This is a genomic window from Microbacterium sp. (assembly GCF_047605725.1).
Taxonomy (GTDB): Bacteria; Actinomycetota; Actinomycetes; order Actinomycetales; family Microbacteriaceae; genus Microbacterium.
Map to the genome: position 1 here is coordinate 1 of NZ_JASGFE010000030.1, position 25092 is coordinate 25092.

23 protein-coding genes are annotated in these 25092 nt (G+C 69.9%); 9 read left to right on the top strand and 14 right to left on the bottom strand.

Going from position 1 to position 25092, the window contains the following annotated elements:
• Nucleotides 1–195 precede the first annotated feature (195 nt).
• The gene (pyrE, locus tag QM641_RS07935; protein ID WP_415115205.1) at nt 196–774 is read right to left on the bottom strand and encodes an orotate phosphoribosyltransferase; all 579 of its coding nucleotides are present in this window, start codon (nt 772–774) and stop codon (nt 196–198) included.
• Between the two features lie 200 nt (nt 775–974).
• On the opposite strand from pyrE, the gene QM641_RS07940 reads away from it, so the two are divergent.
• From QM641_RS07940 to QM641_RS07960, 5 genes are all read left to right on the top strand, one after another.
• On the top strand, nt 975–1814 hold the full coding sequence (locus QM641_RS07940) for an exodeoxyribonuclease III (RefSeq protein ID WP_415115207.1): 840 nt from the start codon (nt 975–977) through the stop codon (nt 1812–1814).
• A gap of 68 nt (nt 1815–1882) precedes the next feature.
• Entirely contained in the window at nt 1883–3172 is a 1290-nt protein-coding gene (locus QM641_RS07945; RefSeq protein ID WP_415115209.1) for a sensor histidine kinase, read from the top strand.
• Nucleotides 3169–3966, top strand: a complete 798-nt coding sequence (locus QM641_RS07950) for a response regulator (RefSeq protein WP_415115211.1) — start codon at nt 3169–3171, stop codon at nt 3964–3966. The genes QM641_RS07945 and QM641_RS07950 overlap by 4 nt, the downstream gene beginning before the upstream one ends.
• Before the next feature lie 487 nt (nt 3967–4453).
• Nucleotides 4454–5338, top strand: coding sequence for an ABC transporter ATP-binding protein (locus QM641_RS07955; protein WP_415115213.1), 885 nt, complete (start codon nt 4454–4456; stop codon nt 5336–5338).
• Nucleotides 5339–5343: 5 nt separating this feature from the next.
• Nucleotides 5344–6441 carry an ABC transporter permease gene (locus tag QM641_RS07960; protein WP_415115215.1) on the top strand — a complete coding sequence of 366 codons (1098 nt, stop codon included), beginning with the start codon at nt 5344–5346 and terminating at the stop codon, nt 6439–6441.
• Nucleotides 6442–6518: 77 nt separating this feature from the next.
• On the opposite strand, the gene QM641_RS07965 is transcribed toward QM641_RS07960, so the two are convergent.
• From QM641_RS07965 to QM641_RS07975, 3 genes are all read right to left on the bottom strand, one after another.
• On the bottom strand, nt 6519–9977 hold the full coding sequence (locus QM641_RS07965; protein ID WP_415115217.1) for a proline dehydrogenase family protein: 3459 nt from the start codon (nt 9975–9977) through the stop codon (nt 6519–6521).
• A 185-nt stretch (nt 9978–10162) separates the two neighbouring features.
• Nucleotides 10163–10468, bottom strand: a complete 306-nt coding sequence (locus tag QM641_RS07970) for a HipA N-terminal domain-containing protein (protein WP_415115219.1) — start codon at nt 10466–10468, stop codon at nt 10163–10165.
• The gene (locus tag QM641_RS07975) at nt 10465–10674 is read right to left on the bottom strand and encodes a helix-turn-helix domain-containing protein (protein ID WP_415115223.1); all 210 of its coding nucleotides are present in this window, start codon (nt 10672–10674) and stop codon (nt 10465–10467) included. Before QM641_RS07975 ends, QM641_RS07970 begins: the two co-directional genes overlap by 4 nt.
• 106 nt (nt 10675–10780) lie before the next feature.
• Between QM641_RS07975 and QM641_RS07980 the strand changes: the two genes are divergently transcribed.
• The gene (locus QM641_RS07980) at nt 10781–13090 is read left to right on the top strand and encodes an excinuclease ABC subunit UvrA (RefSeq protein ID WP_415115225.1); all 2310 of its coding nucleotides are present in this window, start codon (nt 10781–10783) and stop codon (nt 13088–13090) included.
• 108 nt (nt 13091–13198) lie between these two features.
• Here the strand turns inward: QM641_RS07980 and QM641_RS07985 are convergent, their stop codons facing one another.
• The 5 genes from QM641_RS07985 to QM641_RS08005 form a co-directional block, all read right to left on the bottom strand.
• A complete protein-coding gene (locus QM641_RS07985) occupies nt 13199–14473 on the bottom strand; it encodes an amidohydrolase family protein (RefSeq protein WP_415115227.1) in 1275 nt (424 codons plus the stop codon).
• Nucleotides 14474–14557: 84 nt separating this feature from the next.
• Nucleotides 14558–15481 carry an ABC transporter substrate-binding protein gene (locus tag QM641_RS07990; RefSeq protein WP_415115229.1) on the bottom strand — a complete coding sequence of 308 codons (924 nt, stop codon included), beginning with the start codon at nt 15479–15481 and terminating at the stop codon, nt 14558–14560.
• Between the two features lie 76 nt (nt 15482–15557).
• Complete coding sequence (locus QM641_RS07995; protein ID WP_415115231.1) at nt 15558–16505, bottom strand: aldo/keto reductase; 948 nt, start codon at nt 16503–16505, stop codon at nt 15558–15560.
• 46 nt (nt 16506–16551) lie between these two features.
• Entirely contained in the window at nt 16552–17322 is a 771-nt protein-coding gene (locus QM641_RS08000) for an amino acid ABC transporter ATP-binding protein (RefSeq protein ID WP_415115233.1), read from the bottom strand.
• The gene (locus QM641_RS08005; RefSeq protein ID WP_415115235.1) at nt 17319–18281 is read right to left on the bottom strand and encodes an amino acid ABC transporter permease; all 963 of its coding nucleotides are present in this window, start codon (nt 18279–18281) and stop codon (nt 17319–17321) included. The genes QM641_RS08000 and QM641_RS08005 overlap by 4 nt, the downstream gene beginning before the upstream one ends.
• A gap of 152 nt (nt 18282–18433) precedes the next feature.
• Between QM641_RS08005 and QM641_RS08010 the strand changes: the two genes are divergently transcribed.
• From QM641_RS08010 to QM641_RS08020, 3 genes are read left to right on the top strand one after another with little or no spacing between them, the layout of a single operon-like run.
• Nucleotides 18434–18913 (top strand): VOC family protein, encoded by a 480-nt coding sequence (locus QM641_RS08010; RefSeq protein ID WP_415115237.1) that lies wholly within the window; start codon nt 18434–18436, stop codon nt 18911–18913.
• The gene (locus tag QM641_RS08015) at nt 18913–20166 is read left to right on the top strand and encodes an MFS transporter (protein WP_415115239.1); all 1254 of its coding nucleotides are present in this window, start codon (nt 18913–18915) and stop codon (nt 20164–20166) included. Before QM641_RS08010 ends, QM641_RS08015 begins: the two co-directional genes overlap by 1 nt.
• 51 nt (nt 20167–20217) lie before the next feature.
• Entirely contained in the window at nt 20218–20880 is a 663-nt protein-coding gene (locus QM641_RS08020; RefSeq protein WP_415115241.1) for a GntR family transcriptional regulator, read from the top strand.
• 81 nt (nt 20881–20961) lie between these two features.
• Here QM641_RS08020 and QM641_RS08025 read toward each other — a convergent pair whose 3' ends face one another.
• The 5 genes from QM641_RS08025 to QM641_RS08045 form a co-directional block, all read right to left on the bottom strand.
• Nucleotides 20962–21462 carry a hypothetical protein gene (locus QM641_RS08025; protein ID WP_415115243.1) on the bottom strand — a complete coding sequence of 167 codons (501 nt, stop codon included), beginning with the start codon at nt 21460–21462 and terminating at the stop codon, nt 20962–20964.
• Nucleotides 21463–21531: 69 nt separating this feature from the next.
• Entirely contained in the window at nt 21532–22473 is a 942-nt protein-coding gene (locus QM641_RS08030) for a DMT family transporter (protein ID WP_415115245.1), read from the bottom strand.
• Nucleotides 22470–23243: an amino acid ABC transporter ATP-binding protein gene (locus QM641_RS08035; protein WP_415115247.1), complete on the bottom strand. Its 774-nt coding sequence runs from the start codon at nt 23241–23243 to the stop codon at nt 22470–22472. Before QM641_RS08035 ends, QM641_RS08030 begins: the two co-directional genes overlap by 4 nt.
• Nucleotides 23244–23247: 4 nt before the next feature.
• A complete protein-coding gene (locus QM641_RS08040) occupies nt 23248–24105 on the bottom strand; it encodes an amino acid ABC transporter permease (RefSeq protein WP_415115249.1) in 858 nt (285 codons plus the stop codon).
• An 87-nt stretch (nt 24106–24192) separates the two neighbouring features.
• Nucleotides 24193–25086, bottom strand: a complete 894-nt coding sequence (locus tag QM641_RS08045; protein WP_415115251.1) for an ABC transporter substrate-binding protein — start codon at nt 25084–25086, stop codon at nt 24193–24195.
• Nucleotides 25087–25092 lie beyond the last annotated feature (6 nt).

The following is a 25092-nucleotide window of genomic DNA, read 5'->3' on the forward strand; positions in this document are numbered from 1 at the left end:
CGGCGGGGCCCGACCGGGACGCAAGGCCCGACCAGGGCCGACCGGGACGCGGAGCGCGACCCCGGCGCGACCGGCGAGGACCGACCAGGGCCGAACCGGCTGACGGGCGACGGGTGACCGGTCGGGCCCGCCCCTACTGGAGGGGTGACCGGCCGGGCCCGCCCCTACTGGACGGGTGACCGGCCGGGCCCGCCCCTACTGGGGCTCCAGCCCCAGGTCGTCGAGATCGATCGCGGCCAGCCACGTGAGCCCGGCCGCCTCGACCGCAGCCTGCGCCCCGGTCCTGCGGTCCACGATCGTGGCGACGGCGACCGGGATCGCGCCCTCGCGGCGCAGTACGTCGACGGCCTTGAGCGGCGACTGCCCCGTGGTCGAGGTGTCCTCGACCACGACGACGCGCTTTCCGGCGACCTCCGCGCCTTCCAGCTGGCGCCCGCGGCCGTGGTCCTTCGGCTCCTTGCGCACGACGAACGCGTCGAGCGGACGCCCCGCGCGCACCGACTCGTGCAGGATCGCGTTCGCGATCGGGTCGGCACCGAGGGTGAGCCCGCCCACGGCGGCGACACCGTCCAGGTCACGGATGAGGTCGAGCATGATGCGGCCGATCGCGGGCGCCGCGCGGTGGTCGAGGGTGAGCTTGCGCATGTCGACGTAGTACGTCGCCTTCTTGCCGCTGGCGAGCGTGAAGTCTCCGTGGAACACGGCCTCGTCCCCGATCAGCGCGATGAGCGCCTGGCGGTCGGCTTCGAGCTCGGGCGTGGAGGCGACGGTCATGCCCCGAGTCTAGGCGCCCGGCATCCGCGCGCCCGCCCACGCGCGAGTCACCGCCCACCCCACGGATCACTGCCCACACCGCCCACCCCGCGAGTCACTGCCCAACCCGCGAGTCACTGCACTCCAGGGCAGTGACCCGGCACGCAAGCAGTGACTCGCGGCCGATGTCAAGGTCCGAGGGCGGTTCTAGGCTGGATGCCATGCGTCTTGCCACCTGGAACGTCAACTCCATCCGCGCGCGGGTGGCCCGCACGGTCGACTTCGCCGTCCGCGAGAGCATCGACGTGCTCGCCATGCAGGAGATCAAGTGCCGGCCCGACCAGTTCCCCTACGCCGAGTTCGAGGCCGCCGGGTACACGGTCGAGGCGCACGGGCTCAACCAGTGGAACGGCGTCGCGATCGCCAGCCGCGAGCCGATCGACGACCTGGAGCTGTCGTTCCCGGGCATGCCCGGCTTCGCGAAGGGCTACGAGGGGCCGGATGCCCCGCTGGAGGCGCGCGCGATGGGTGCGACGATCGGCGGCATCCGGATCTGGAGCCTGTACGTGCCCAACGGGCGCGGCCTCGACGACCCGCACTACGTCTACAAGCTGCACTGGCTCGCCGCGCTGGAGCGGTACACGCGCGACGCTCTCGCCGCGGACCCCGACCTCCCGCTGGCACTGACCGGCGACTTCAACATCGCGCCGACGGATGCCGACAACGGCGACCCCACGGTCGTCGAAGGCGCCACGACCCATGTCTCGCCGCCCGAGCGCGCCGCGTTCCAGGCGCTGCTCGACGCCGGGCTCGCCGACACCGTCCGCCCGCTCGTGCCGACCGGCTACACCTACTGGGACTACAAGCAGCTGCGCTTCCCACGCAACGAGGGCCTGCGCATCGACTTCGTGCTCGGCTCGCGCGCGTTCGCGAACGCGGTGGTGGGCGCCGGCATCCATCGCGACGAGCGCAAGGGCGAGGCCCCGAGCGACCACGTCCCCGTGGTCGTCGATCTCGACATCACGAACCCCGACGACGACGACCGCCCGATGATCTTCTGACCGACACGGGCGACGGGATCCGTCGCGCGGGGGATGCCGCGGCATCCGCTCCCCCGTACCGTGGAGGGATGCCGTCATCCGCCCTCTCGCGCGAGAGCGTCCCCGAAGCGCCGCGCGAGTCCGCCCCCTCGCGCGCCCTGACCCCGGCCGAGCAGCGCTCCGACGTGCTGCTGGCCGCGGCGATGCTCATCGGCGCGATCGTGAGCGCCGGCCTGCTGTCGGTCGCCGGCATCTACGACGACGAGCAGGCCCCGCTCGCCTATGCCCTGGTCTACGCGGTCGTGATCTCCGCCCCGCTCGCGGTGCGCCGGCGCTGGCCGGCCGCCGTCGCGGTCGTCGTGTGCGTCGCCTACTTCGCCGGCGGCAGCCTGCACGTGCCGGAGATCTACGCCGGCAGCATCGCGATGTTCATCGCGCTGTACACGGTCGGGGCATGGTCGGCCGATCGTCGGCGCGCGGCTGTCGTCCGGATCGCACTGAGCATCGGCATGATCGTGTGGCTCCTCGTCGTGATCTTCCTCGAGTCGACGAGCACGTCGACCGAGGGCCTGTCGCGCGCCGGCACGTTCTCGCCGTTCGCCGCGTTCATGCTGCTGCAGATCCTCATCAACCTGCTCTACTTCGCCGGCGCCTACGTGCTCGGCGACCGCGCCTGGGCCGCCGCGCGGCAGCGCGAGGAACTGGCCGAGGGCAGGGCCGCACTCGAGCGCGAGCGCGAGCGCACCGCCGCACAGGCCGTGGCGCTGGAGCGCGTGCGCATCGCGCGCGAGCTGCACGACGTCGTCGCCCACCACGTCTCGGCGATGGGCGTCCAGGCCGGCGTCGCGCGGACCGTGCTCGATAGGGACCCGGATGCCGCGCGCGACACGCTCGCCGGGGTCGAGGCATCCGCCCGTACCGCCATCGACGAGCTGCACCACCTGCTCGAGACGCTGCGCTCTCCCGGCGAGGAGACGGATGCCCCGTCGACCGTGCGCCTCGACGCGCTCGGCGAGCTCGTCGACCACGCCCGTGAGAACGGCCTGCCCACGCGGCTCACCGTCGTCGGCGAGCCGCGTCCGCTCCCCGCGCTGACGCAGGTGAACCTGTACCGCATCGCCCAGGAGTCCCTCACCAACGCGCGCCGGCACGGCGGTCCGCACGCCGCCGCGGACGTGCGGCTGCGCTACGGCGATGACGACGTGGAGCTGGAGGTGTCCAACACGGGGCGGCCCCCGGTGTTCGGGCGCACGGGGCTGGGGCTGGTCGGCATGCGCGAGCGCGCCGCGGCCTCGGGCGGCGCGCTGGAGGCCGGTCCGCGACCGGACGGTTTCGTCGTGCGCGTGCGGATCCCGCTGCGCGCGGCGGTGCCGACATGACCCGCGGTGCACCGGTGCGCGTGCTGCTGGTCGACGACCACAGCGTCATGCGCGCGGGCTTCCGCACGATCCTGGAGTCGGCGGGCGGCATCGAGGTCGTCGGCGAGGCCGCGACGGGAGTCGAGGCGGTGGCCGCGGCATCCGCCCTGCACCCCGATGTCATCTGCATGGACGTGCAGATGCCCGACATGGACGGCATCGCCGCGACGCGGAAGATCCTCGCCGACCCGGATGCCGGTGCCGCGATCGTCGTCGTCACCACCTTCGACCGCGACGACTATCTCTTCGAGGCGCTGTCGAGCGGGGCGAGCGGGTTCCTGCTGAAGAACGCCGGACCGGAGGAGCTCGTCTCGGCCGTCCGTGTGGCCGCCGCCGGCGACGCGCTCCTGGCCCCGGAGGTCACGCGCCGGGTGATCGAGCGCTTCGCGCGTGCCGATGCGGATGCCGCCGCCCCCGCGCACGGGACGGGCGCCGTCGGCGCGAGCCCCGCGCACGGGACGGGCGCTGTCGGCGCGAGCCCCGCGCACGGGACGCAGGCCTCCGGCGCGAGCCCCGGCCCGGCCCGAGCGGCCCCCGCCGAGCCCGCGCCCGCGCCGGAGGCGGAGCTGCTCACCGAGCGCGAGGCCGAGGTGCTGCGCCTGCTCGCCCAGGCCCTCAGCAACGCCGAGATCGCCGCGCGCCTGTACATCGGCGAGGCCACGGTCAAGACGCACGTGTCCAACGTGCTGCTCAAGCTCGGCGTGCGCGATCGCGTGGCAGCCGTGGTCTACGCCCATCGCCACGGCCTGGCCTAGCCGCAAACCTGGCGCATCTGGTCGCGGCATCCGCCCCACGCGACCATACCGGCCCACCGAAGCAACGCCCGCACCCGCCAGAGCCGCAAACCTGGCGCGTATGGTCGCGGCATCCGCCCGCCGCGACCATACGCGCCAACCCACGCGGCGGCCACATCCCTCCCGCGCCCCAAACCTGGCGCATGACGTCGCCACACCGCCGCCCGCACCCGCCACTCATACCTCTGACCCACCACAACCTCCACACACCCGGTGTTGCAATAGCCCCCTGAAGCCGCCGCCCCGTGGCGACCATACGCGCCAACCCAAGGCGAGCGCGAAGGCGAGCGCGAGCGCAAAGGCGAGCGCGAGCGCACCACAACCCCTCCCCCGCACGGCGGACCCGGGCACGATCCCCCGCGGGACGGATGCCACGCCGCCACGGCGCCCGTACCGTCGAAGCAGGCCCGCACGAGACCGTCGATGCAGGCCCACCCAGGGAGGAACCATGCTCGCACTGCGCGGCATCACCAAGAGCTACGGCGGCCGCCGCGTGCTCGACGACGTGTCGTTCGATGTCGCCGACGGCCGCCTCACCGGCTTCGTCGGCGGCAACGGCGCCGGCAAGACCACGACCATGCGCATCGCGCTGGGCGTGCTCGCCGCCGACGGCGGCACCGTCGACCTCGACGGCCGCCCGATCACCGCCGACGACCGGCGCCACTTCGGCTACATGCCCGAGGAGCGCGGCCTCTACCCGAAGATGAGGATCGGCGAGCACATCGCCTACCTCGCGCGGCTGCACGGTTATTCGAAGGCGGATGCCACCGCCAACGCCCACGCCCTCCTCGACCGGCTGGGACTCGGCGAGCGCCTGAACGACAACGTCGAGACCCTCTCGCTCGGCAACCAGCAGCGGGCGCAGATCGCCGCAGCCCTCGTGCACGACCCGCGGGTGCTGATCCTCGACGAGCCCTTCTCGGGCCTCGACCCGCTCGCCGTCGACGTCGTCGCCGGCGTCCTGCAGGAACGGGCCGCGCAGGGCACCGCGGTGCTGTTCTCCTCCCACCAGCTCGACGTGGTCGAGCGCCTCTGCGACGACCTCGTCATCATCGCCGGCGGCACCATCCGCGCCGCCGGGAGCCGCGACGAGCTGCGCACGCGGCACGAGCTGCGTCGCTACGAGCTCGTCTCCGAGTGCGACGCCGGATGGCTGCGCACCGAGCCCGGCGTCGAGGTGGTCGACTTCGCCGGCGGCTACGCGGTGTTCGACGTGAGCGACGACGAGACGGCCCAGCGCGTGCTCCGGCGGGCGGTCGAGCTCGGCGACGTGGCGAGCTTCTCCCCCCGGCATCCCTCCCTCGCCCAGATCTTCAAGGAGGTCATCCGATGAGACCGATGAGCACCCCGGAGACGCTCACCCTCACGAAGGCGCAGGGCGTGTGGCTCGTCGCGGAGCGCGAGCTCGGCTCGAAGCTGCGCAGCAAAGCGTTCCTCATCTCGACCGCGTTCCTGTTCCTGGTCGCGCTCGGCGCGGTGGTGTGGGGCGGGTTCGCGGCGCAGAACACGGCGGGCCACCCGATCGCCGTGGCCGCCGGCGCCGAGCAGTACGTCGACGGGCGGCAAGGCTTCGAGATCACGAGTGCCGCGGATGCCGCCGCGGCGGAGAAGCTCGTCTCCTCCGGCGAGGTCGACGCCGCCGTGGTCCCCGACGCGTCGTCGCCGACCGGGTTCGCCCTCGTCGTCGAGGAGAGTCCCTCGACGTCGCTCCTGATGTCGTTCGCGGTGATCCCGAAGGTGACCATGCTCGACCCGAGCTCGACCGACGAGATGCTGCGCTACTTCATCGCGATCGGCTTCGGTCTTGTCTTCATGCTCTCCGCGCAGGTGTTCGGCTCGACGATCGCCCAGTCGGTGGTCGAGGAGAAGCAGACGCGCGTCGTGGAGCTGCTGATCTCGGCGGTGCCCACCCGCGTGCTCATGGCGGGCAAGGTGCTCGGCAACACGATCCTCGCGATGGCGCAGATCCTCGTGCTCGTCGCGATCGCGGTCGTCGGGCTCACGGTCACCGGACAGGTGGCGGTCCTTCAGGGGCTCGGCACGGCCCTGGTGTGGTTCGCGATCTTCTTCCTGTTCGGATTCGTGCTGCTGGCGGCCCTGTTCGCCGCCGCGGCCGCGATGGTCTCCCGTCAGGAGGACATCGACTCGACCACGACGCCGCTCATCCTCCTCATCATGGCGCCGTACTTCCTGGTGATCTTCTTCAACGACAACCCGGTCGTGCTGACGATCATGTCGTACGTGCCGTTCTCGGCCCCGGTCGGCATGCCCATGCGCCTGTACCTCGGCGAGGCGCAGTGGTGGGAGCCGCTCGTGTCGCTCGCGATCCTCATCGTCACCTGCCTGGCGGCCATCGCCCTCGGCGCGAAGATCTACGAGAACTCGATCCTGCGCATGGGCGGTCGCGTCAAGCTCGGCGAGGCCCTGAAGGGCTGAGCCATCGCCTACGAGACGGATGCCTCGGACTCACCCGCGCGGGTCGGTCCCAGGCATCCGTCGTCCGTCGGAGGGTGTCAGATCACGCCCTCGGTCAACGCCGTGGGGTTGCCGAAGCGGTGGTTGGTGAGCGAGACGGCCTGCTCGTGCAGGAACGGCAGCAGCTCCACGCGCCCCGCCCCGGTCACGGGGTGCGACCACACCGCGACGTCGGGCGAGCCGTCGACCGCCTCGTAGAGCGCGGCCGCGTCGTCGCCGACCAGCCGCACGCGCAGCGGCTCGTGCCGGCGCGCAGCGATGCGCTCGGTCCACACCCGGTCGCTCTCGCGCCGCACCGACAGGCCGCCGGCGATCGCCGCGCGACGCACCGGATCGGGAAGGGCCACGGCAGAGGACAGCACGACCGGCGCGCCGCTGCGCAGGGCCGCGGCGGCGACGCGGATGCCGTCGGCCAGCGCCGACCCGTCGGCGATGCGGACCTCGACCTCGGTCGGGCGGTAGCGGAAGACGTTGCGCTCGACGCCGAGGGCCGAGACGTCCTCAGCGACGCCGAACTCGGTGCGCCAGGCCTGCTCGTCCGACGCCGCAGCCGTGAGCAGGCGCTCCGCGTCGTCGCCGTCGAGCACGGTGCGGGCAGCGCGCACGAGCTCGGCCACGGGGGCTGCGAGGTCCTGCAGCGCGTGGCCTGCGGCCTGCTGCGGCGCCGGCACCCACTCGCCGAGGCCGAACAGGTAGTTCGGGCCGCCCGCCTTGGCCCCGGCTCCCACCGCGGAGCGCTTCCAGCCGCCGAAGGGCTGGCGCTGCACGATCGCGCCGGTGATGCCGCGGTTGACGTAGAGGTTCCCCGCCTCGACACGGTCGAGCCACACCGCGAGCTCGTCGGCGTCGAGCGAGTGGAGGCCCGCGGTCAGGCCGTAGTCGACGGCGTTCTGCAGCGCGATCGCCTCGTCGAGGTCCTTCGCGCGCATGATCCCGAGCACCGGCCCGAAGAACTCGGTGAGGTGGAAGTACGAGCCCGGCCGCACGCCGGTCTTGACCCCCGGCGACCACAGCGTGCCGGTGTCGTCGAGCGCCTTGGGCTCGACGAGCCAGCGCTCCCCCTCGTCGAGGGTGGTGAGCGCGGTCAGGAGCTTCCCCTGGGCGGGCTCGACGACCGGGCCCATCTGCGTGGCCGGGTCGGCGGGGTAGCCCACGCGCAGCGAGGTCACGGCATCCACGAGCTGACGCTCGAAGCGGGGCGAGTCGGCGACCGATCCGACGAGGATCGCGAGGGATGCCGCGGAGCACTTCTGCCCGGCGTGCCCGAACGCGCTCTTGGCGAGGTCGGCGGCGGCCAGGTCGAGGTCGGCCGACGGGGTCACCACGATGGCGTTCTTGCCGCTGGTCTCGGCCAGCAGCGGCAGGTCCTTGCGGAACGAGCGGAACAGCTGGGCCGTCTCGTAGGCGCCGGTGAGGATGACCCGGTCGACCTCGGGGCTGGAGACCAGCCGCGTGCCGAGCTCGCGCGAGCCGAGGTCGACGAGGGCGAGGAGGTCGCGCGGCACGCCCGCCTCCCACAGCGCCTCGACCATGACCGCGCCGCAGCGCTGGGTGAGCTTGGCGGGCTTGATGACCACGGCCGAGCCGGCGGCAAGGCCCGCCAGCACGCCGCCCGCAGGGATCGCGACCGGGAAGTTCCACGGCGGGGTCACCACGGTCAGCCGAGAGGGCACGAAGCGGGCGCCGTCGACGGTCTCCAGGTCCTTCGCGCGCTCGGCGTAGTAGTGGGCGAAGTCGATCGCCTCGCTGACCTCGGGGTCGGCCTCGGCGATGGTCTTGCCGGCCTCGTGCGCCATGATCTCGATGAGCTCCCCGCGACGGGCGGCGAGCATCTCGCCGGCGCGGTGCAGCACGGCGGCGCGTTCGGCGGCGGGGCGGGCTCCCCACTCCGCCGCGGCCGCGACGGCGCGCCGCAGGACGTCGTCGAGCGCGTCGGCGTCGTCGACGCGGGCCGCGGCGATGGCGGCGACGCCGAGCTCGGTGTCGACGGAGCGGGCGAGGATCTCCCGGCCCCACATGCGGTTCGGCGCCAGGGCCGGGTCGGTGTCAGGCTCGTTGCGGAACCCGGTCACCGTGCCGGTGGCGTGGTCGGGCTCCGCGGTGCGGTCCTGGGTGCGGTTGCGCTGCGGCACGTCGCGGTCGGCTTCGAGCGCCTGCAGCGAACGCTCGAAGCGCGCGCGCTCCCGCTCGAACAGCTCCTCGCTGCCGGCGAGCTCGAACACGGCCGACATGAAGTTCTCCTGGCTGGCGTTCTCCTCCAGGCGGCGCACGAGGTAGGCGATCGCGACGTCGAACTCGGCCGGGTTCACCACGGGCGTGTACAGCAGCAGCCGGCCGACGTCCTTGCGCACGGCCTCCGCCTGCCCGGTGGCCATGCCGAGCAGCATCTCGAACTCGACGTCCTCGGTGACCCCGCGGGCCTTCGCGGTGAGCCACGCGTGGGCGATGTCGAACAGGTTGTGCCCCGCGACGCCGATGCGCACGGCATCCAGCCGCTCGGGCGTCATCGCCCAGTCGAGGACTCGCTTGTAGTTCGTGTCGGAGTCCTGCTTGGTCGAGTACGTCGCCAGCGGCCAGCCGTGCACGGCCGCGTCGACCTCCTCCATGGCGAGGTTCGCGCCCTTGACGATGCGCACCTTGATCGGCGCGCCGCCGGCGGCGCGGCGCGCGGTCGCCCACTCCTGCAGGTGCTGCATCGCGCCCAGCGCGTCGGGCAGGTAGGTCTGCAGCACGATGCCGGCCTGCAGCTCCTTCAGCTGCGGCTGGTCGAGCAGGCGCGTGAAGGCGGAGATCGTGAGGTCGAGGTCGCGGTATTCCTCCATGTCGAGGTTGATGAACTTCGACCTCCCCTGCTGCTCGCTGCGCGCGGCCAGCTCGTAGAGCGGCGTGAGCTTGCCCACGACATCGGCGACGGCCTCGTCGAACGACCACATCGAGAGCTGGCTGACGACGCTGGACACCTTGATCGACACGTAGTCGACGTCATCGCGCGCGAGGAAGTCGTAGGTGCCCTTGAGCCGGCGGCCCGCCTCCCGCTCGCCGAGCACAGCCTCGCCGAGCAGGTTGAGGTTGAGGCGGTTGCCGGTATTGCGCAGCTTCGCGATGGCGGGGCCGAGCTTGGCGGGGGTCGCGTCGAGCACGAGGTGACCGACCATGGCGCGCAGCACGCGGCGGGCGATGGGGACCACCACGGCCGGGACCTTGGGCGCCATGAAGCCGCCGACCCCGATGGCAGAGCGCAGGTACAGCGGCAGGAACTGCGGCGTGATGGCGGCGAGATCGGCGAGGGTGCGGCCGGCCACGTCGAGGTCTTCCGGGCGCATCACGCCGTCGACGAAGCCAACCGTGAAGTCGAGGCCGTGCGGGTCTTTGAGCACTTCGGCCAGCCGCTGGGCGGCCGGCTCGACGGGGTACGACGTGCTCTCCTCCAGCCAGCGGCGGACGACCGCCACGACCTGGTCGGGGGTGACGGAGGGGGAGACATCGACGGTGGACATCGGTCGAGGGGCCTTTCGAGTGAACGGGCGGGCCGCGCGTCGGCGGCCCCATGCGCCCATTGTCGGTCGGCGCGATCGGGTGCGTCTATCAACCGATTCAGAAGGATTCCGTTCACCGATGTCGAACAATGGGTCGCGAATGCCGGATGCCCGGCGCCCCGGCGGGAGTTCTTCTCCCGCGTCGATCACTCGATCCAGCCGCGCTCCTTCGCACGACGCTCGATCGCGGCGGCGATGCGCTCTCCCACATCTCGCTCACGCGGGATCTCGAGCCGCCCCGCGCTGTCGGGAAGCAGCCCCTGCAGGAAAGGCAGCACAGCCCGTTGTGGATGCGTCGCACGCGTGACCGGCATCGACAGCGACAGCGGCGTCGCGTCGACGCGTCGACGATATGACTCGTCATAGGCGAAGGCGACCGCCCCCGACACGCTCTGCCGGAGCTCTCCGACGAAGACGCCGTCGATGAAGACATGGAGCTCGCGAGTGCTCACCGCTGCTCCAACTCGACGACCAGCCCGAGCGCCCCGATGACATCGAAGACGCGATCCATCCGAACTCCCGGCTTTCCCGCCTCCAGGCGCACGATCCACTCGCGGCTTGTGCCGGCACGCTCAGAGAGCGCCTGTTGGGACCAGCCCAGCGCTTCGCGTCGCTCTCTCACGAGACCGCCGAGCTCCCGCACTGTTCTCACCCGCATCTCTCCCCCTTCGCGGTGTGCGCGATCACGCACACTCCCCAGTGTGACAGATCGCGCACAGCAAAGGAAGTGCACGATCGCTCACTCCGCGGGCTAGCGTGGAGCCATGCGCACCGAGGCCGGCGACGACGCGTTCATCCGGGTGACCCGGGCTCGCACCAACAACCTGCGCGACGTCTCGCTCGACGTGCCGAAGAAGACGATGACGGTCTTCACCGGGGTCTCCGGGTCAGGGAAGTCCTCGCTCGTGCTCGACACGATCGCCGCCGAGGCGCAGCGTCTCGTGAACGACTCCTACTCGTCGTTCCTGCGCGCCCGACTGCCGCAGCTGCCGGCACCCGACGTGCAGGCGATGGCGGGGTTGACCTTCACGACCCTGATCGACCAGCGCCGCTTCACCGGCAACGCCCGGTCGACCGTGGCGACGGCGACCGACCTCGCTCCGCTCCTGCGGCTCGTCTTCTCACGCATCGGCGAGCCGTCGGCGGGGTATTCGCCGGCCTACTCGTTCAACGACCCGCGCGGCTCGTGCCCGCGCTGCGAAGGGCTCGGCACGATCGTCGACATCGACGTGGACGAGCTCATCGACCCCGCGAAGAGCATCGATGAGGGCCCGGTGCGCTTCAGCATGTTCCGCCCCGGCTCGTACCGCTGGAAGCGGTTCGCCTACTGCGGGTTCTTCGACCGGCACAAGCCCCTGCGCGACTACACGCCCGAGGAGCTCGACCTGTTCCTCTACGCCGAGGAGGTCAAGCCGGTCGACCCCGATCCGCGGTTCCCGGCATCCGGTCGCTTCGACGGGGTCGTCACGCGCCTGCGGGACGTGTACGTGCGCCGGCGCCCGGAGAAGATCTCGAAGGACGTGCGCGCCGAGCTCGACCGCATCATGACGCGGCACACGTGCCCGGAGTGCCACGGTGCACGCCTGAACGCGGCTGCCCGGGCGAGCCTGATCGACGGACGCTCGATCGTCGACTGGATGGCGATGTCGGTGACGGAGCTGCGGGCTCTGCTGGAGGAGACGACCGACGCACGCGTCGCGCCGGCGCTTCACGGCATCCGTCGCGTGCTCGACGCGCTGCTGTCGGTCGGTCTCGGGTATCTGACCCTCGACCGCGAGTCGGGCACGCTCTCGGGCGGCGAGGCGCAGCGCGTGAAGATCGTCCGTCACCTCGGCAGTGCGCTCACCGATGTCACCTACGTGTTCGACGAGCCCAGCGCGGGGCTGCATCCGGCCGACATCCGACGGCTCATCGCCCTCCTGCAGCGGCTGCGGGATGCCGGCAACACGATCCTCGTCGTCGAGCACCAGCCGCAGGTGATCGCGGTCGCCGACCACGTCGTCGACCTCGGCCCCGGGGCGGGTGTCGACGGCGGCACCGTGCAGTTCGAGGGGACTGCCGCCGAGCTCGTCCACAGCGACACGATCACCGGACGCGTGATGGCCGAGCCGTTGCACGTGCGCGGTGTCGTGCGCACGCCCCGCGGACACGTGCGCGTCCGCGACGCGCGGGCGCACAACCTGACCGGCTTCGACGTCGAGGTACCGCTGGGCGTCTTGACCGCGGTGACCGGTGTCGCCGGGTCGGGCAAGAGCTCGTTCGCGACCGTGGAGCTGCCCCGGCAGCATCCGCGGTTCACGGTCGTCGGGCAGGATCCGCTGCGCGGGGGCGTGCGCTCCACGTCGCTGAGCATCCTCGGTGTGGGCGAGGCGGTGCGGCAGGTGTTCCACGACGCCTCGGGGCTGGATCCGTCGTGGTTCAGCTTCAACGCGCGGGGCGCCTGCCCGATGTGCAAGGGCAAGGGCTACCTCACGACCGAGCTCGCGTTCCTCGACGACGTCTCCACGCCGTGCGACGCGTGCGGCGGGCTGCGGTTCAACGACACCGCCCTGTCGGTCACCGTCGGCGGGCGCACGATCGCCGAGGTCCTGCGCCTGAACGCGGCCGAGGTGGCCGCGCTCCTGGGCGACAGGCCCGACATCGTCGCCGCGATGGACTGGCTCGGGCGCGTGGGGCTCGGCTACCTCGACGTGGGCCGGTCGCTCGACACGCTCTCCGGCGGCGAGCGCCAGCGGCTGCTGCTGGCCCGTCACCTCGCGGCATCCGGTCGCATCGACCAGGAGCACATCGTGCTCGATGAGCCCACCGTCGGGCTCCACCCGAGCGACGTCGACACGCTCGACCGGCTGTTCGCCGAGCTGGTCGACGAGGGCGCGACGCTCGTGGTCGTGGAGCACAACCTGCGGGTCGTGGCCAGCGCCGACCACGTCATCGACATCGGCCCTGGAGCGGGGTCGGAGGGCGGCCGGCTCGTGTTCGCCGGGACGCCGGCGGACCTCATGGCCGACCCCGCCTCGCTCACCGGCCGCGCCCTCGCCGTCGCGACGGGCGACCGGTCGACGCTCGGTCGGTAGAGCCTCGACCGCGTCGCGCAGCACCGTGACGCCGGTGCGCATCTCTTTGCGCACGAGTGTGGCGACATCGACCTGGGTGAGATTCGATGGGCCGCGTGCTCGGGCGGGTCAGGGCGTGATGTGCAGGTCCCACAGCCGCGACGGGGTGCGGCGTCCGTCGGGGGCGTCGGGCACGTCGAGCGTCTCCAGCGTCCACAGGTTCAGCGAGGGCGCGATGGCCTCCCAGTCGTAGTACCGTCCGGTGCTGACGGTCCCCACGACGCGAGCGATGTTCTGGATGTCCGCGAGCGGGTCGCCGTCGATGACCACGAGATCGGCGACGTATCCCCGTTCGATGCTGCCGACGCCGTCCAGCCCCAGCAGTTCGGCGTTTCCCCGCGATGCCTTGGCGATCGCATCGGCGGGGCTCAACCCGATCTTCTCCACCAGGATGATGATCTCGTCGAGCAGCAGCTCGAGCGGCGATCCGCCCTGGGCGTCCGAGCCGAGCCCCCACGCGACACCCTCCTCGATCGCGACCTCGAGAGAGCGGCGTTTGGGCTCCGCGAGCGCGGCGCTCTGCTCCTTCGTCGGATGCGACACGCGCGCGGCGACGTTGTCGTAGATCGAGAACGTGGGGACGAGGAAGACGTCGTTGTCGCGCATCGCCCGCGCAGCGTCTCGGTCGACGAAGCTGCCGTGCTCGATCGAGTCGACCCCCGCCTCAGAGGCCATGATGATCGGCGCGCTTCCGTGCGCGTGCGCGGCGACGCGCACGCCCAGCGCTTCGGCCTCCTCGCAGGCCGCTCGCACCTCGGCCGGAGAGAACTGCATGGCCGACGGCGACTCCTCGGCGTGGTCGAAGCCGCCCGAGCACATCAGCTTCACCCAGCGGTGCCCATCGCGCACCTCGGCGCGCACCGCCTTCCTCAGCGCATCGGCCCCGTCGACCTCGATGCCGTTTCCCGATGCGTGACCGCCCGTGATGCAGAGGAAATGCCCGGCCGACACGATCCGCGGCGCCGCGATCAGGCCCTGCCGGCCGAGCTCGTCCAGTACGCGATCGGCGCGACCGGCGCCGCCGAGCGCACGGATCGTCGTCACGCCCGCGCGAAGGAGCCTGAGTGCGTGACGGACCGAGTAGATGGTCTGATCGACGGCACGGTCCTTGTCCAGCCGCGCGTGCGCGGACGGATGGGCATGGAGGTCGATGAGCCCCGGGACGATCGTGCGGCCCGCGCAGTCGATCGTCACGATCTCCGCCCCCAGGGGGCTGTCGGCATCGATCACCCCGTCGATCAGCCCGCCCCGAACGAGCACGGTCCGGGGGGCGAGGGTCCCGTCCGGAAGGAAGACCCTCGCATTGACGAAAGCCGTCGTCTGGTCGTCGCGTGCGGTGTTCATGGTGGTCCTCTCACGGGCGGTGCGGGACACACGAGTGGCGTGTGTCCCGCACCGCCGGCGCGACTCTTCGGCCGCGCGTTGGGTTCAGGTGGTGGCGGCGTTGAGCTCGGGCGAGGTCATGAATCCCGCTTCGGGCCAGTACCACTTCTCCAGGATCTCGGCGTAGGTGCCGTCGTCCATGATCTGCTGGATGCCCGCCATCAACGCATCGGTGAGCTCTTCCCGATCCTTCTTCACCGCGATGCCCGCAGGGCTCGGCGCGTAGTTCACATCGGAGAGGATCTCCAGCGTCTCCGCTGCATTGCCCTGATTTCCGTCGAGGTTGTGCGCGAGGTTGATCGAGAAGCCGGTTCCGCCCGCCGTCGCGGCCACACGGTCGGTCTGAAGGGCCAGAATGCACGCGGGGCGGTCCTTGAACGGCATCAGCTGCAGAGGGTTGTCACCGCAATTGGCAGCCGACCACTCCGTGAGGTAGGCCTGATCGGAGCTGCCCTGCACGATCGCCATCGTGAGGCCGCACAGATCCTCGAGCGCGGTGATGTTGGACGGGTTGCCCTTCTTGGTGATGACGACGTTGACACCGGTCCACCAGTCGATCATGTCGACCTGCGCCTGCCGCTCGACCGTGTCGGACAACGAGTTGACGCCCAGGTCGTAGCGGCCCGATTTGACGCCGGGAATGATCGACTCGAAGGTCGCCTGCTGCCACTCGAACGTCACTCCGAGCACCGGCTCGAGCGCGCGCAGCAGGTCCGGCTCCACCCCCGCCCACCCATCGGGGTCGTCGGACGGACGGAAGTTCGTCGGCGGCCCGAACTGCGGGTCGGTCGCCACGATGAGCTTGCCCGCGTCCTTGACGTCCTGCGGAAGCATGTCGTAGATCGCGTTGTCCGCGGTCGTGTCGCTCTCGGTCGGCTCGGGCGATGCGCCGCCGGAACACGCGGTGAGGGCGAGGCCTGCCAGCGTGAGCGCCGACAGCGCGGCGATCACGCGGTGATGTTGTTTCATTGCGGGTCTCCTTCGGAGGGTCGGGCGCCGGAGCGCACCTGAGGTGGACGTGCGACAGGGGGACGTCCGCTGGTCGTCATGGCACTGCGCTTGCGGCGTCGAGCGCGCTGAGCTCCTCGCCGGTGAGCCGTAGATCGACGGATGCCAGGATCATCGGCAGCTGCTCGACGGTGCGCGCGCTGGAGATCGGAGCGGCCACCGTGGGACGGGATGCCAGCCAGGCGAGCGCAACGCTGCCCGGGGCGACGCCGTGGGCGCCGGCGACCTCGTCCAACGCGCGGAGCACCCGCTTGCCGCGCTCCATCGCCAGGTATTTGTACCCCGTCTCGGCCCGCGCGCTCTCGATCGCCGTGCCCTCACGGTACTTGCCCGTCAGGAACCCACGCGCCATGGCGTTGTAGGGCAGCACGCTCAGGCCGAACTCCTCGGCCAGCGCCCCGTACTCGTCCTCGAAGCCGCGCTCCATCAGGTTGTAGAGCGGTTGCAGCGCGACCGGCGCATGCAGGCCCTCGGCGGCGGCGAGCTCCATCCAGGCCCTGATGCGGTCCGCCTTCATGTTGGAGATCGCCGGGTGACGGATCTTGCCTTCGTCCACGAGCGCACTGAACGTCGACGCGATCTCCTCGATCGGCACCTCGGGGAAGTCGAAGTGCACGTAATACAGGTCGATGTAGTCGGTCTGCAGGCGGCGCAGCGAGGCTTCCAGCGCAGCACGGACGGTCGATTCGGCGAGACCCTTGTACTCGGGATGCTGGGCGACCTTCGTGGCGATGACCAGGTCGTCGCGGTCCCCGCGCGCGGCCAACCAGGATCCCAGCTCGGTCTCGGACTCGCCCCCGACGTGACCTTCGACCCACGCCGAGTAGACATCTGCGGTGTCGACGAAGTTGCCGCCCGCGGCGACGTAGGCGTCCAGGACGTCGTGGCTCTCCCTCGTGTCGGAGGTCCATCCGAAGGTGTTGCCCCCCAGATTCAGGGGGAACACTCGGAGGTCGCTGGCACCGAGGCGGACTCGTTCGGTCATCTCTTCGTCAATCGTGGTCGTGGCGGGCGGTGTGGTCGGACGGGGGTCAGCGGACCTGACTCAGGAAACGCTTGGTCCGCTCTTGGGTGGGGTGGTCGAGCACCTGGATCGGCGTCCCCTTCTCGACGACCATCCCGGCATCCATGAACAGGAGCGTGTGGGCGGCGTGACGCGCGAAACCCATCTCGTGGGTCACCACGAGCATCGTCGTGCCCGCCTTGGCGAGGTCCTCCATGACCTCGATGACCTCGCCCACGACCTCAGGGTCCAGCGCCGAGGTCGGCTCGTCGAACAGGACCAGCGCCGGCTCCCCGGCCAGCGCCCGTGCGATCGCGACGCGCTGCTGCTGACCGCCGGAGAGCTGGTGCGGGTAGGACTTCTGCTTGTCGCCCAGACCGACGCGCTCGAGCAGAGCCGCCGCGCGGGGCCGTACGACGGCGGGCTTCTGCTTGAGCACCTTGACCGGACCGTACATGACGTTCTCGAGAGCGGTCATCTGCGGGTAGAGGTTGAACTGCTGAAAAACCATGCCGATGCGCGCGCGCATGAGCCCGATCTCCCGCTCGGGAAGCTCATAGAGCTTGCCCCTCTTCTCCCGGTACCCGACGAGCTCTCCCTCGAAGCGCACCTCACCGGCATCCACCTTGGTCAGGTGGTTCACGCACCGCAGCAGAGTGCTCTTCCCCGACCCCGACGGACCGATGATGCACAAGACCTCTGCGGGGTGCACATCGATCGACACGTCCTTCAGCACGGTGTTCGCCCCGTAGTGCTTGTACACATGGCGCATCGTGACGATCGGCTCGTCGCGTGTCATCGCATACCCGCCTTCCTGAGGCGTCTCGCTGTCGCCTGACGCTTGATCAGTCCCATGAGCCAGGAGGCGCGCTCGTTCTGACCGATCCGGTCAGAGCTCTTGCCGAGTTTGCGCTCCAGGAAGTACTGCAGGATGCTCGCCACCGTGACCATGAACAGGTACCAGATGCAGGCGACGATCAGCAGCTCGATGATCATGAAGTTCTGGTTGTAGATGACCTGGACCTGCGTCAGCAGCTCGGCGGCGGCGACCACGGACACGATCGACGTGGACTTCAGCATCGAGATCGTCTGGTTCCCGATGGCGGGCACGATCGCCGGCATGGCCTGCGGCAGGATGATGCGACGCAATGCCTGGCCGCTGGTCATCCCCTGCGAGATCGCCGCCTCACGCTGGCCGGAGGGGACGCCGAGGATGCCGCCGCGGATGTACTCCGCCATGTACGCGCCCTCGTTGAGCGAGAGCGCGAGGCAGGCGGCCATCATCGAGGTCATCCACGTGTTGGTGTCGATGCGCCACTCGCCCACGGTGAGGTAGGGGATGAAGAGCGAGAGGTTGAACGCGAAGATGACCTGGACCATCAACGGCGTGCCACGGAAGAACCAGATGTAGACATCGGCGAGCGCCTTGAAGCCCCAGATGGACGAGAGCCTGCCCAGCGCTGCCAGTGCGCCCAGGACGACGCCCGCGATCATCGAGATCACCGTGAGCAGGAGGGTCAGCTGCACCCCGCGCAGGAGCTGCGGGGCGAGGATGTACTGCCCCACAACCTCCCAGCGGATGTTCGGCGACGTGGCGAACACCCAGATGATTCCGGCGAACAGGCCGATCACCACAGTCGCGATCACGGCGCTTCCCGGCCGGATCTGAAACGCCGGGGTCACCGGAACGGGCTCGGTCAACGGGATCGCCCCGGCGGGCCTGTCATCGACCCGGTCGCGCGAGGCGCCACTGTCCATGCCGGCTCCCTTCTGCTCTTCGTCAGCGGTGTGACCCGGGTCGACATCGGACGGTGATCGACATCTCTCTCGGTCGTACACGTGACTGTATACGGGAACGTACGCGCAAACAAGCCCCGGCGTCCGCCAACGACACGCGTATACTGTCCGGTATGCAAAGCACCGTCGCTACCGAGAGGGCGCGCCTCTCGCCCGAGGAGAGCCCGTTCCGCCGCCTTCACCACGTGTGCGTCATCGTGCGCGACCTCGAGGCCGCGGTCGCCTACTACGAAGGCATCGGGATCGGCCCGTGGTTCGACTACCCGAAGTCGAGCCCTTATGTGGAGCTCGACGTGCCGAGCGAGGAGGGCACCAAGGCGATGCGCTACAAGTGCTGCGACCTGGAGAACTTCCAGCTGCAGCTGTGCCAGCCGTCCGAGCATGACACCCCGCAGCGCCGCTTCCTCGATGAGCGCGGCGAAGGCGTGTTCCACCTCGGCTTCGACGTCGAGGACCTGCCGGGCAGCACGCAGGTGGGACGTGATCTCGGCCTCGGGATCATCTCGCGCGGTATGCGCGAGAACGGCACCGGGTTCTGCTACTTCGACACGCAGCACGGCGCGGGGACGATCCTGGAGATCCGGAAGAGCTGATGGTCGAGGGGACACCGACCGAGGCCCTGCCGGTCCCGGATCGGCACCCCCGAGGTCGCGGGCTCGTCCGAGCCCTCGGCATCCCGTCCTTCCGCACCTACATCGGCGGACAGCTCGCCTCGACGATCGCGGTGTGGACCCAGCGCATCGCGCAGGACTGGATGGTGCTCGAGCTCACCGGCAACGTCGCCGCCGTCGGAGCGCTCGTGCTGTTCCAGTTCGGTCCCATGCTCCTGTTCGGCATGTGGGGCGGCGTGGTCGTCGACCGCCACGCGACCAGGCGCATCCTCTTTCTCACCCAGAGCGGTGCTCTCCTGGTCAGCGTGGCCCTGGCCGTGCTCGCCCTGTCCGGACACCTCTCCACCGCGTCGATCTTCGTCGCCGTGACGGTCGTCGGCCTCCTCTCGCCGCTCGACCAACCAGCCCGGCAGATCTACGTCAGCGAGCTGGTGGAGCCCGGTGACCTCCCGAACGCGATCAGCCTGAGCTCGACCACGTTCCAGGTGGGCACCATGGCCGGGCCCGCTCTCGGCGGGCTCCTGCTCCCACTGGGGCCGCAGTGGGCCTTCCTCGCCTCGGCGGGGCTGTCGGTCATCGCCCTGCTCGCGCTCCTCGCGATCCCGCGCTCTTCGCTGCTCCCCCGCGAGCGCGCGCCACGCGCGAAGGGGCAGATCGCCGAGGCGCTGCGCTATTGCCGTCGCAAGCCCGCCATCTTCTGGACCCTCCTGCTGCTGCTGTTCGTCTCGCTGGTCGGGCTCAACTGGCCCGTGCTGCTCACAGGCATGGCCGACCGCGTCTTCGGATCCGGCTCGACCGGGTACGGCTTCTACACCTCGATGGTGGGCGCCGGCGCCCTGCTGGGCGCCCTGCTCTCGCTGCGTCGGCGCAGCGTGAGCCTGCGCGCGGTCTACCTCGCCACAGCCGGCTTCATGACGTTCAAGCTGCTCGCGGCCTTCGCGCCCGAGCCCGTCTCCTTCGTCACGCTTCTCGCACTGTCCGCAGCCGGCAGCATCCTCATGTGGACGGCGGCGAACACCCTGCTGCAGTTCTCGTCGAACCGCTCCATCCGCGGGCGCGTCATGTCGCTGTACCTCCTCATCGCCGTCGGCGGGCAGGCCATCGGCGGACTGCTGCTGGGGTGGATCGTGGAGCACGCGGGGCCGCGCGCGGGCCTGGCGGTCTCCGCCGGCATCCCGCTGCTGGCATGTCTCGGGATCGGCGGTTTTCTCCTCATCCGCGCCCGCCGCCGCTGACGCGAACGCACGCGGTCCCCTACACTGCTCCTGATGGGGGAAGGAACTCCTGTGCCAACGAAGGTCGATCGCGGAACCGAGACATCGGCAGACTTCACGCACTCCAGGCTGCGGGACTCGATACTCAGCGGCGACCTGCGCCCGAACCAACGGCTCATCGAGGAGGAGCTGGCCGCCGAGCTGGGCGTGAGTCGAACCCCGGTGCGCGAGGCGCTGCTGCGCCTGCGTCAGGAGGGGCTCGTCGTCCGGCGGAAGGGCTGGACGGTCCGCGACCATCACCCCGCCGAAGTGCTGGAGTTCCTCGAAGCCCGCGGCGAGCTGGAGGCCGTCACCGCCCGGCTCGCCGCCACCCGTATCGACAAAGCCACCCTGAAGGAGCTGGAGGACCTCGTCGAGCAGATGGCGCGTACCGAGGACCGCCAGGACGTCAACACCCTGAACAGCCGATTCCACGCGCTCATCGCGGATGCCTCCGGCAACAGTCTGCTGGCGAGGTTCACGCACGGCACCGACATCAACTACTGGAGCTTCTCGCGTCCGGTGTTGTTCTCGGATGCCGACGGTGCACAGGTCGACGCCGACCACCGCGCCCTGCTGGCTGCGCTGACCGCCGGCGACGCCGACGAGGCGGAGCGCATCGCGCGCGTGCACGTGGCGCGGACCGCTCGCATCGTTGCCCGCTCGCTCGGACTGTCCCCGCGCGCCACACCCTGACCCGGGCAGCCCCGGCACGCGCAGACGACGACGCGCACGACGCCCTCTCACCGAGGGCGCGTGCGCGCTGTCCCGACGGCCTCAGCGGCTGTCGGCGGAACGACCCGGTGTGGCCGACGGCATCGGACGCTCGAAGTCGGGGCATTCGGCCGCCTCCTCGAACGTCTTCTCGATCGACTGGACGTACTCCTCGGGGAAGTTCTGCTGCCGGAAGCCGTTAGGCACCCGCTCCCAGTAGAACCGCGGCGGACGCATGCGCTTGCCGGGCTGCTGCAGCACGTACGTGAAGCAGTCGTAGGCCTTGCCGTCGTCGCCGTGCACGGTGAGGAAGATGATGTCGAAGTCGTCGAAGTCGTCGTGGATGCGCGCATCGTCCACCTCGTAGACCATGCCCTGCGCGACCTTGCCGTAGGCGGAGCCGCGATCGGCGAGGTGGCACCAGCCGCGATCCTCGCGGCCGCCGGCCGCACGGAACTGGATCTCGTGGTTGGGCGCCTTGGCCTTCGTGATCGTCTTCGCTTCCGGGATGTACTTCACGCGCTCCTCGTCGAGCAGGTACGTGCAGTAGCCGAAGTAATACATGCGTCTCCTTAGACCTAGATCCGAACAAGAGCCATCGTACCGTATGCATCTATGTATACGGTAGCGTCGTCAGCGCCGATCGCCGCGGAGCCGCCGCACGCCGGACCAGCCGAACAGCGCGACGCCCGCGCCGATCACCGCCAGCGCGAGAGACCCGAGCACGGTCGGCCGTTCGCCGAGGACGACGACTCCCAGCAGCACCCCCACCACCGGCTGAAGGTAGGTGTTGATGCTCGTGGCGGTCGACCCCCAGGTCTTGATGAAGAAGAAGAACAGCACGTAGGCGAACGCGGAGCCCAGCAGCCCCAGCTCCAGCACGGCGAGGATCGGGAGGATGCCGGCATCCCCCACCCGCCAGCTCCCCGTCAGCGTCGTCACGGGCGCCAGCCACAGAGCGCCGAACCCGAGCTGCAGCAGCGCGGTGACGAGCGGATCCACCGAGGAGACGAAGGTGCGCGTGTAGATGTTGGCTGCGGCGTAGACGACAGAGGTGAAGACGATCACGACCGGCCAGAACCAGCCGGACGACCCGCCACCACCCGCGGTGAGCAGGACCACACCGGCGAACGCGACCACGATCCCGATCAGGCGCAGCAGCGAGAACCGCTCGGTGCGCGTGACGAACGTCGCGAACAGGAACACGAAGATCGGCGTGGTGCTCGACAGCACGATGGCCGTCGAGGAGTCCACCCACACCTGTGCCCACGTGAGGAGCGTGTAGGGAAAGGCGATGCTGAACAGGCCGAGCACCACGAAATGCGCCCACATGCGGCGCGAGGTCGGCAGGTGCCGGCGGGTCGCGGCGACGAAGACCCCGAGCACGGCCGTCGCCAGCATCATGCGCAGCTGCACGAGCAGGAACGGGTTGAACTCGCGCAGCGCGATCGCGGTGAAGAAGAAGCTCGACCCCCAGATCGTCGTCATCAGCGCGTAGAGCCCGACGCGACCAGGGGTGACCTCCTCGCTCCTCGCGAGGCGGACACCCCTGGTCAGGTCGGTCGCTGCCGTCACTCGCCCATCTTGTTGAGGAAGGACTTCGTGCGCTCGTTCTCCGGGTCGTGCAGCAGCTTCTCGGCCGGTCCCTGCTCGACGATCCGGCCGTCCACCATGAAGATGATGTAGTCGGAGATGTCGCGCACGAGCGGGATGTCATGCGTGGCCATCAGCATCGTTCGGCCACTGGCGGCCATGTCCTTGATCACCTGGGCGACCTCGACCCGCAGCTCGGGGTCGAGCGCGCTCGTGGGCTCGTCGAGCAGGATCATCGCGGGGTCCATCGCGAGGGCCCGCGCGATGGCGACACGCTGCTGCTGCCCGCCGGACAGCTGCACCGGGTAGCGGTCCTCGCGGCCCTTCAGGCCCACCTTGTCGAGCAGGTCGCGAGAGACCTGATCGGCCTGCTTGCGCGAACGCCCCAGGACCTCCATCTGACCGTACGACACGTTGCCGAGCGCGGTCATGTGCCGGAACAGGTTGAAGTTCTGGAACACCATGCCGACCTTGGCGCGCTGAGCCGAGGCGACCTTGTCGGGGAGCTCCTCGAGCTGGTCGCCGACCTTCTTGTAGCCGATCAGCTCGCCGTCGATCTCCACGGTGCCCGAGTCGATCGGCTGCAGGTTGTTGACGCAGCGCAGGAACGTCGACTTGCCGGCGCCGGACGGGCCGATCAGCGCGACGACCTCGCCCTCGTGCACCTTCACCGAGACGTCGTGAAGAACCTTCACCTCCCCGAACGACTTGTAGACGTGGGCGGATTCCATCTTGAGCTTGCGTTCAGTCATCACATCACCTCGCCGGGAAACGGCGCTCGAGGACGTGCTGGAGCGCCGTGATCGCGGCGGTCAGCACCAGGTACCAGAATGCGGCCACGAGCAGCAGCTCGAGGTACTTGAAGTTCGCGTAGTAGATGCGGCTGACCGTGAGCAGGATCTCCATGTAGCCGATCGTGTACGCGAGGGAGGTGTTCTTGATCATCATGATGTACTGGTTCGCCGTGGCGGGCATCACGATGCGGATCGCCTGGGCGAGCACGATCTGGACGGTGATCTTGCTCCGGGGAACGCCGAGCGCCTTGGCGGCGTCGCGCTGACCGGCATCCACTCCGAGGATGCCGGAGCGGATCACCTCGGCCATGTAGCCGGTCTCGGCCAGCGACAGGGCGAACAGCCCCGCCACGAACGGCGTGAAGAAGGTGCTCGCCGGCTGATCGACCCAGATCACGTCGGTGAACGGGATCCCCAGCTTCACCTGCCCGACCATGCGCGGGATCGCGTAGAACCAGATCAGCAGCTGCACCAGCATGGGCGTGCCGCGGAAGATGAACACATAGACGGATGCCGCACTGGACAGCACCCTGTTCTTCGAGATCCGCATGAGGGCCACGAGCGTTCCGAGCACGAGCGCGATCGCGGTGGACAGGGTCGCAAGCGTCAGGGTGTTCCAGACCCCCAGCAGGATCTGCGGACCGATCAGGTACTGCACCACGGTGGCGAAGTCGAAGACGCCGGACGCGGCGAAGGCCCCGACGACCCAGATCACCACGAGGATGACGATGCCGCCCTGGATGATCTGACCCCACGGAGTCTTGGTTCGGACGGGGAAATACACTTCTGGCGCCTGGGCCAGCATCTCTGTGCGTGTCATTGCTTCTCCTTTGTCGGAGCGGGCAACGCGGCGCGGACGCCGCGAGAACAGGATGGGGGCCCGCCGCACGGCGGGCCCCCACGAGGGTCACGGGGTCGCGTCGAGCTCGCCGTTGAGGGCGGGCTTGTCCAGCCCCCCGGTGTCGATGCCCCACTTGGTGAGGATCTCGTCGTACGTGCCGTCGTCCATCATCTCCTGCAGCGCGTCGTAGACCGCGTCGCGCAGCTGGGTGTTCTCCTTGGTGAACGTGTAGTTGATCAGGTAGTCCACGAGCGTGTAGTCGCCGATCGGCACGAAGTCGTCGGGGTTCTGCTTGACGATGTACTGCGTCTGGGCGACATCGGGCGTGTAGGCCGTGATGCGGTCGGACAGCAGCCCCTGCAGGCCGAGCGGGGTGGACGTGTAGTGCTCGATCTGGATGGGCGAGGAGCACGTCTCGTTCTCCTTGGCGACGGCGGCCTCGAGCGTCGAGGAGCCCTCCAGCATGCCGATCGTCTTGCCGCACAGCGACTGCGCGTCGGTGTACTTGCCCTCGTCGGCCTTGCGGAGGATGAAGGTCGCGCCGGACTGGAAGTAGCCGACCATGTCGACCTGCGCGAGACGGTCGGGGTTCGGGCTCATGCCGCCCGAGCCCATGTCGAACTGCCCCGACTGGAGCCCCGTGATGATGGCGGAGTAGTCCACCTGGACCCACTCGGGGGTGAGGCCCAGGCGCTCTGCGATCTCGTCGATGAAGTCAACGCTGAAGCCCTGGACCTGGTCCGAGCCCTCCTCGAAGAACTCGCCGGGGATGTACGACTGCTGCGAGCCGATCTTCAGCACGCCGGGCGTGATGGTCTCGACAGTGGCGGCGCCGGCATCGGCGCTGGCGCTCGATTCGGCGTCGGGGGTGCTCGACGAGCAGCCGGCGAGTGCGAGCGTCCCGACGGAGACGATCGCGGCGGCGCACAGCGCTGCTCGACGAAGAACTGACTTTCTCATCGTTCC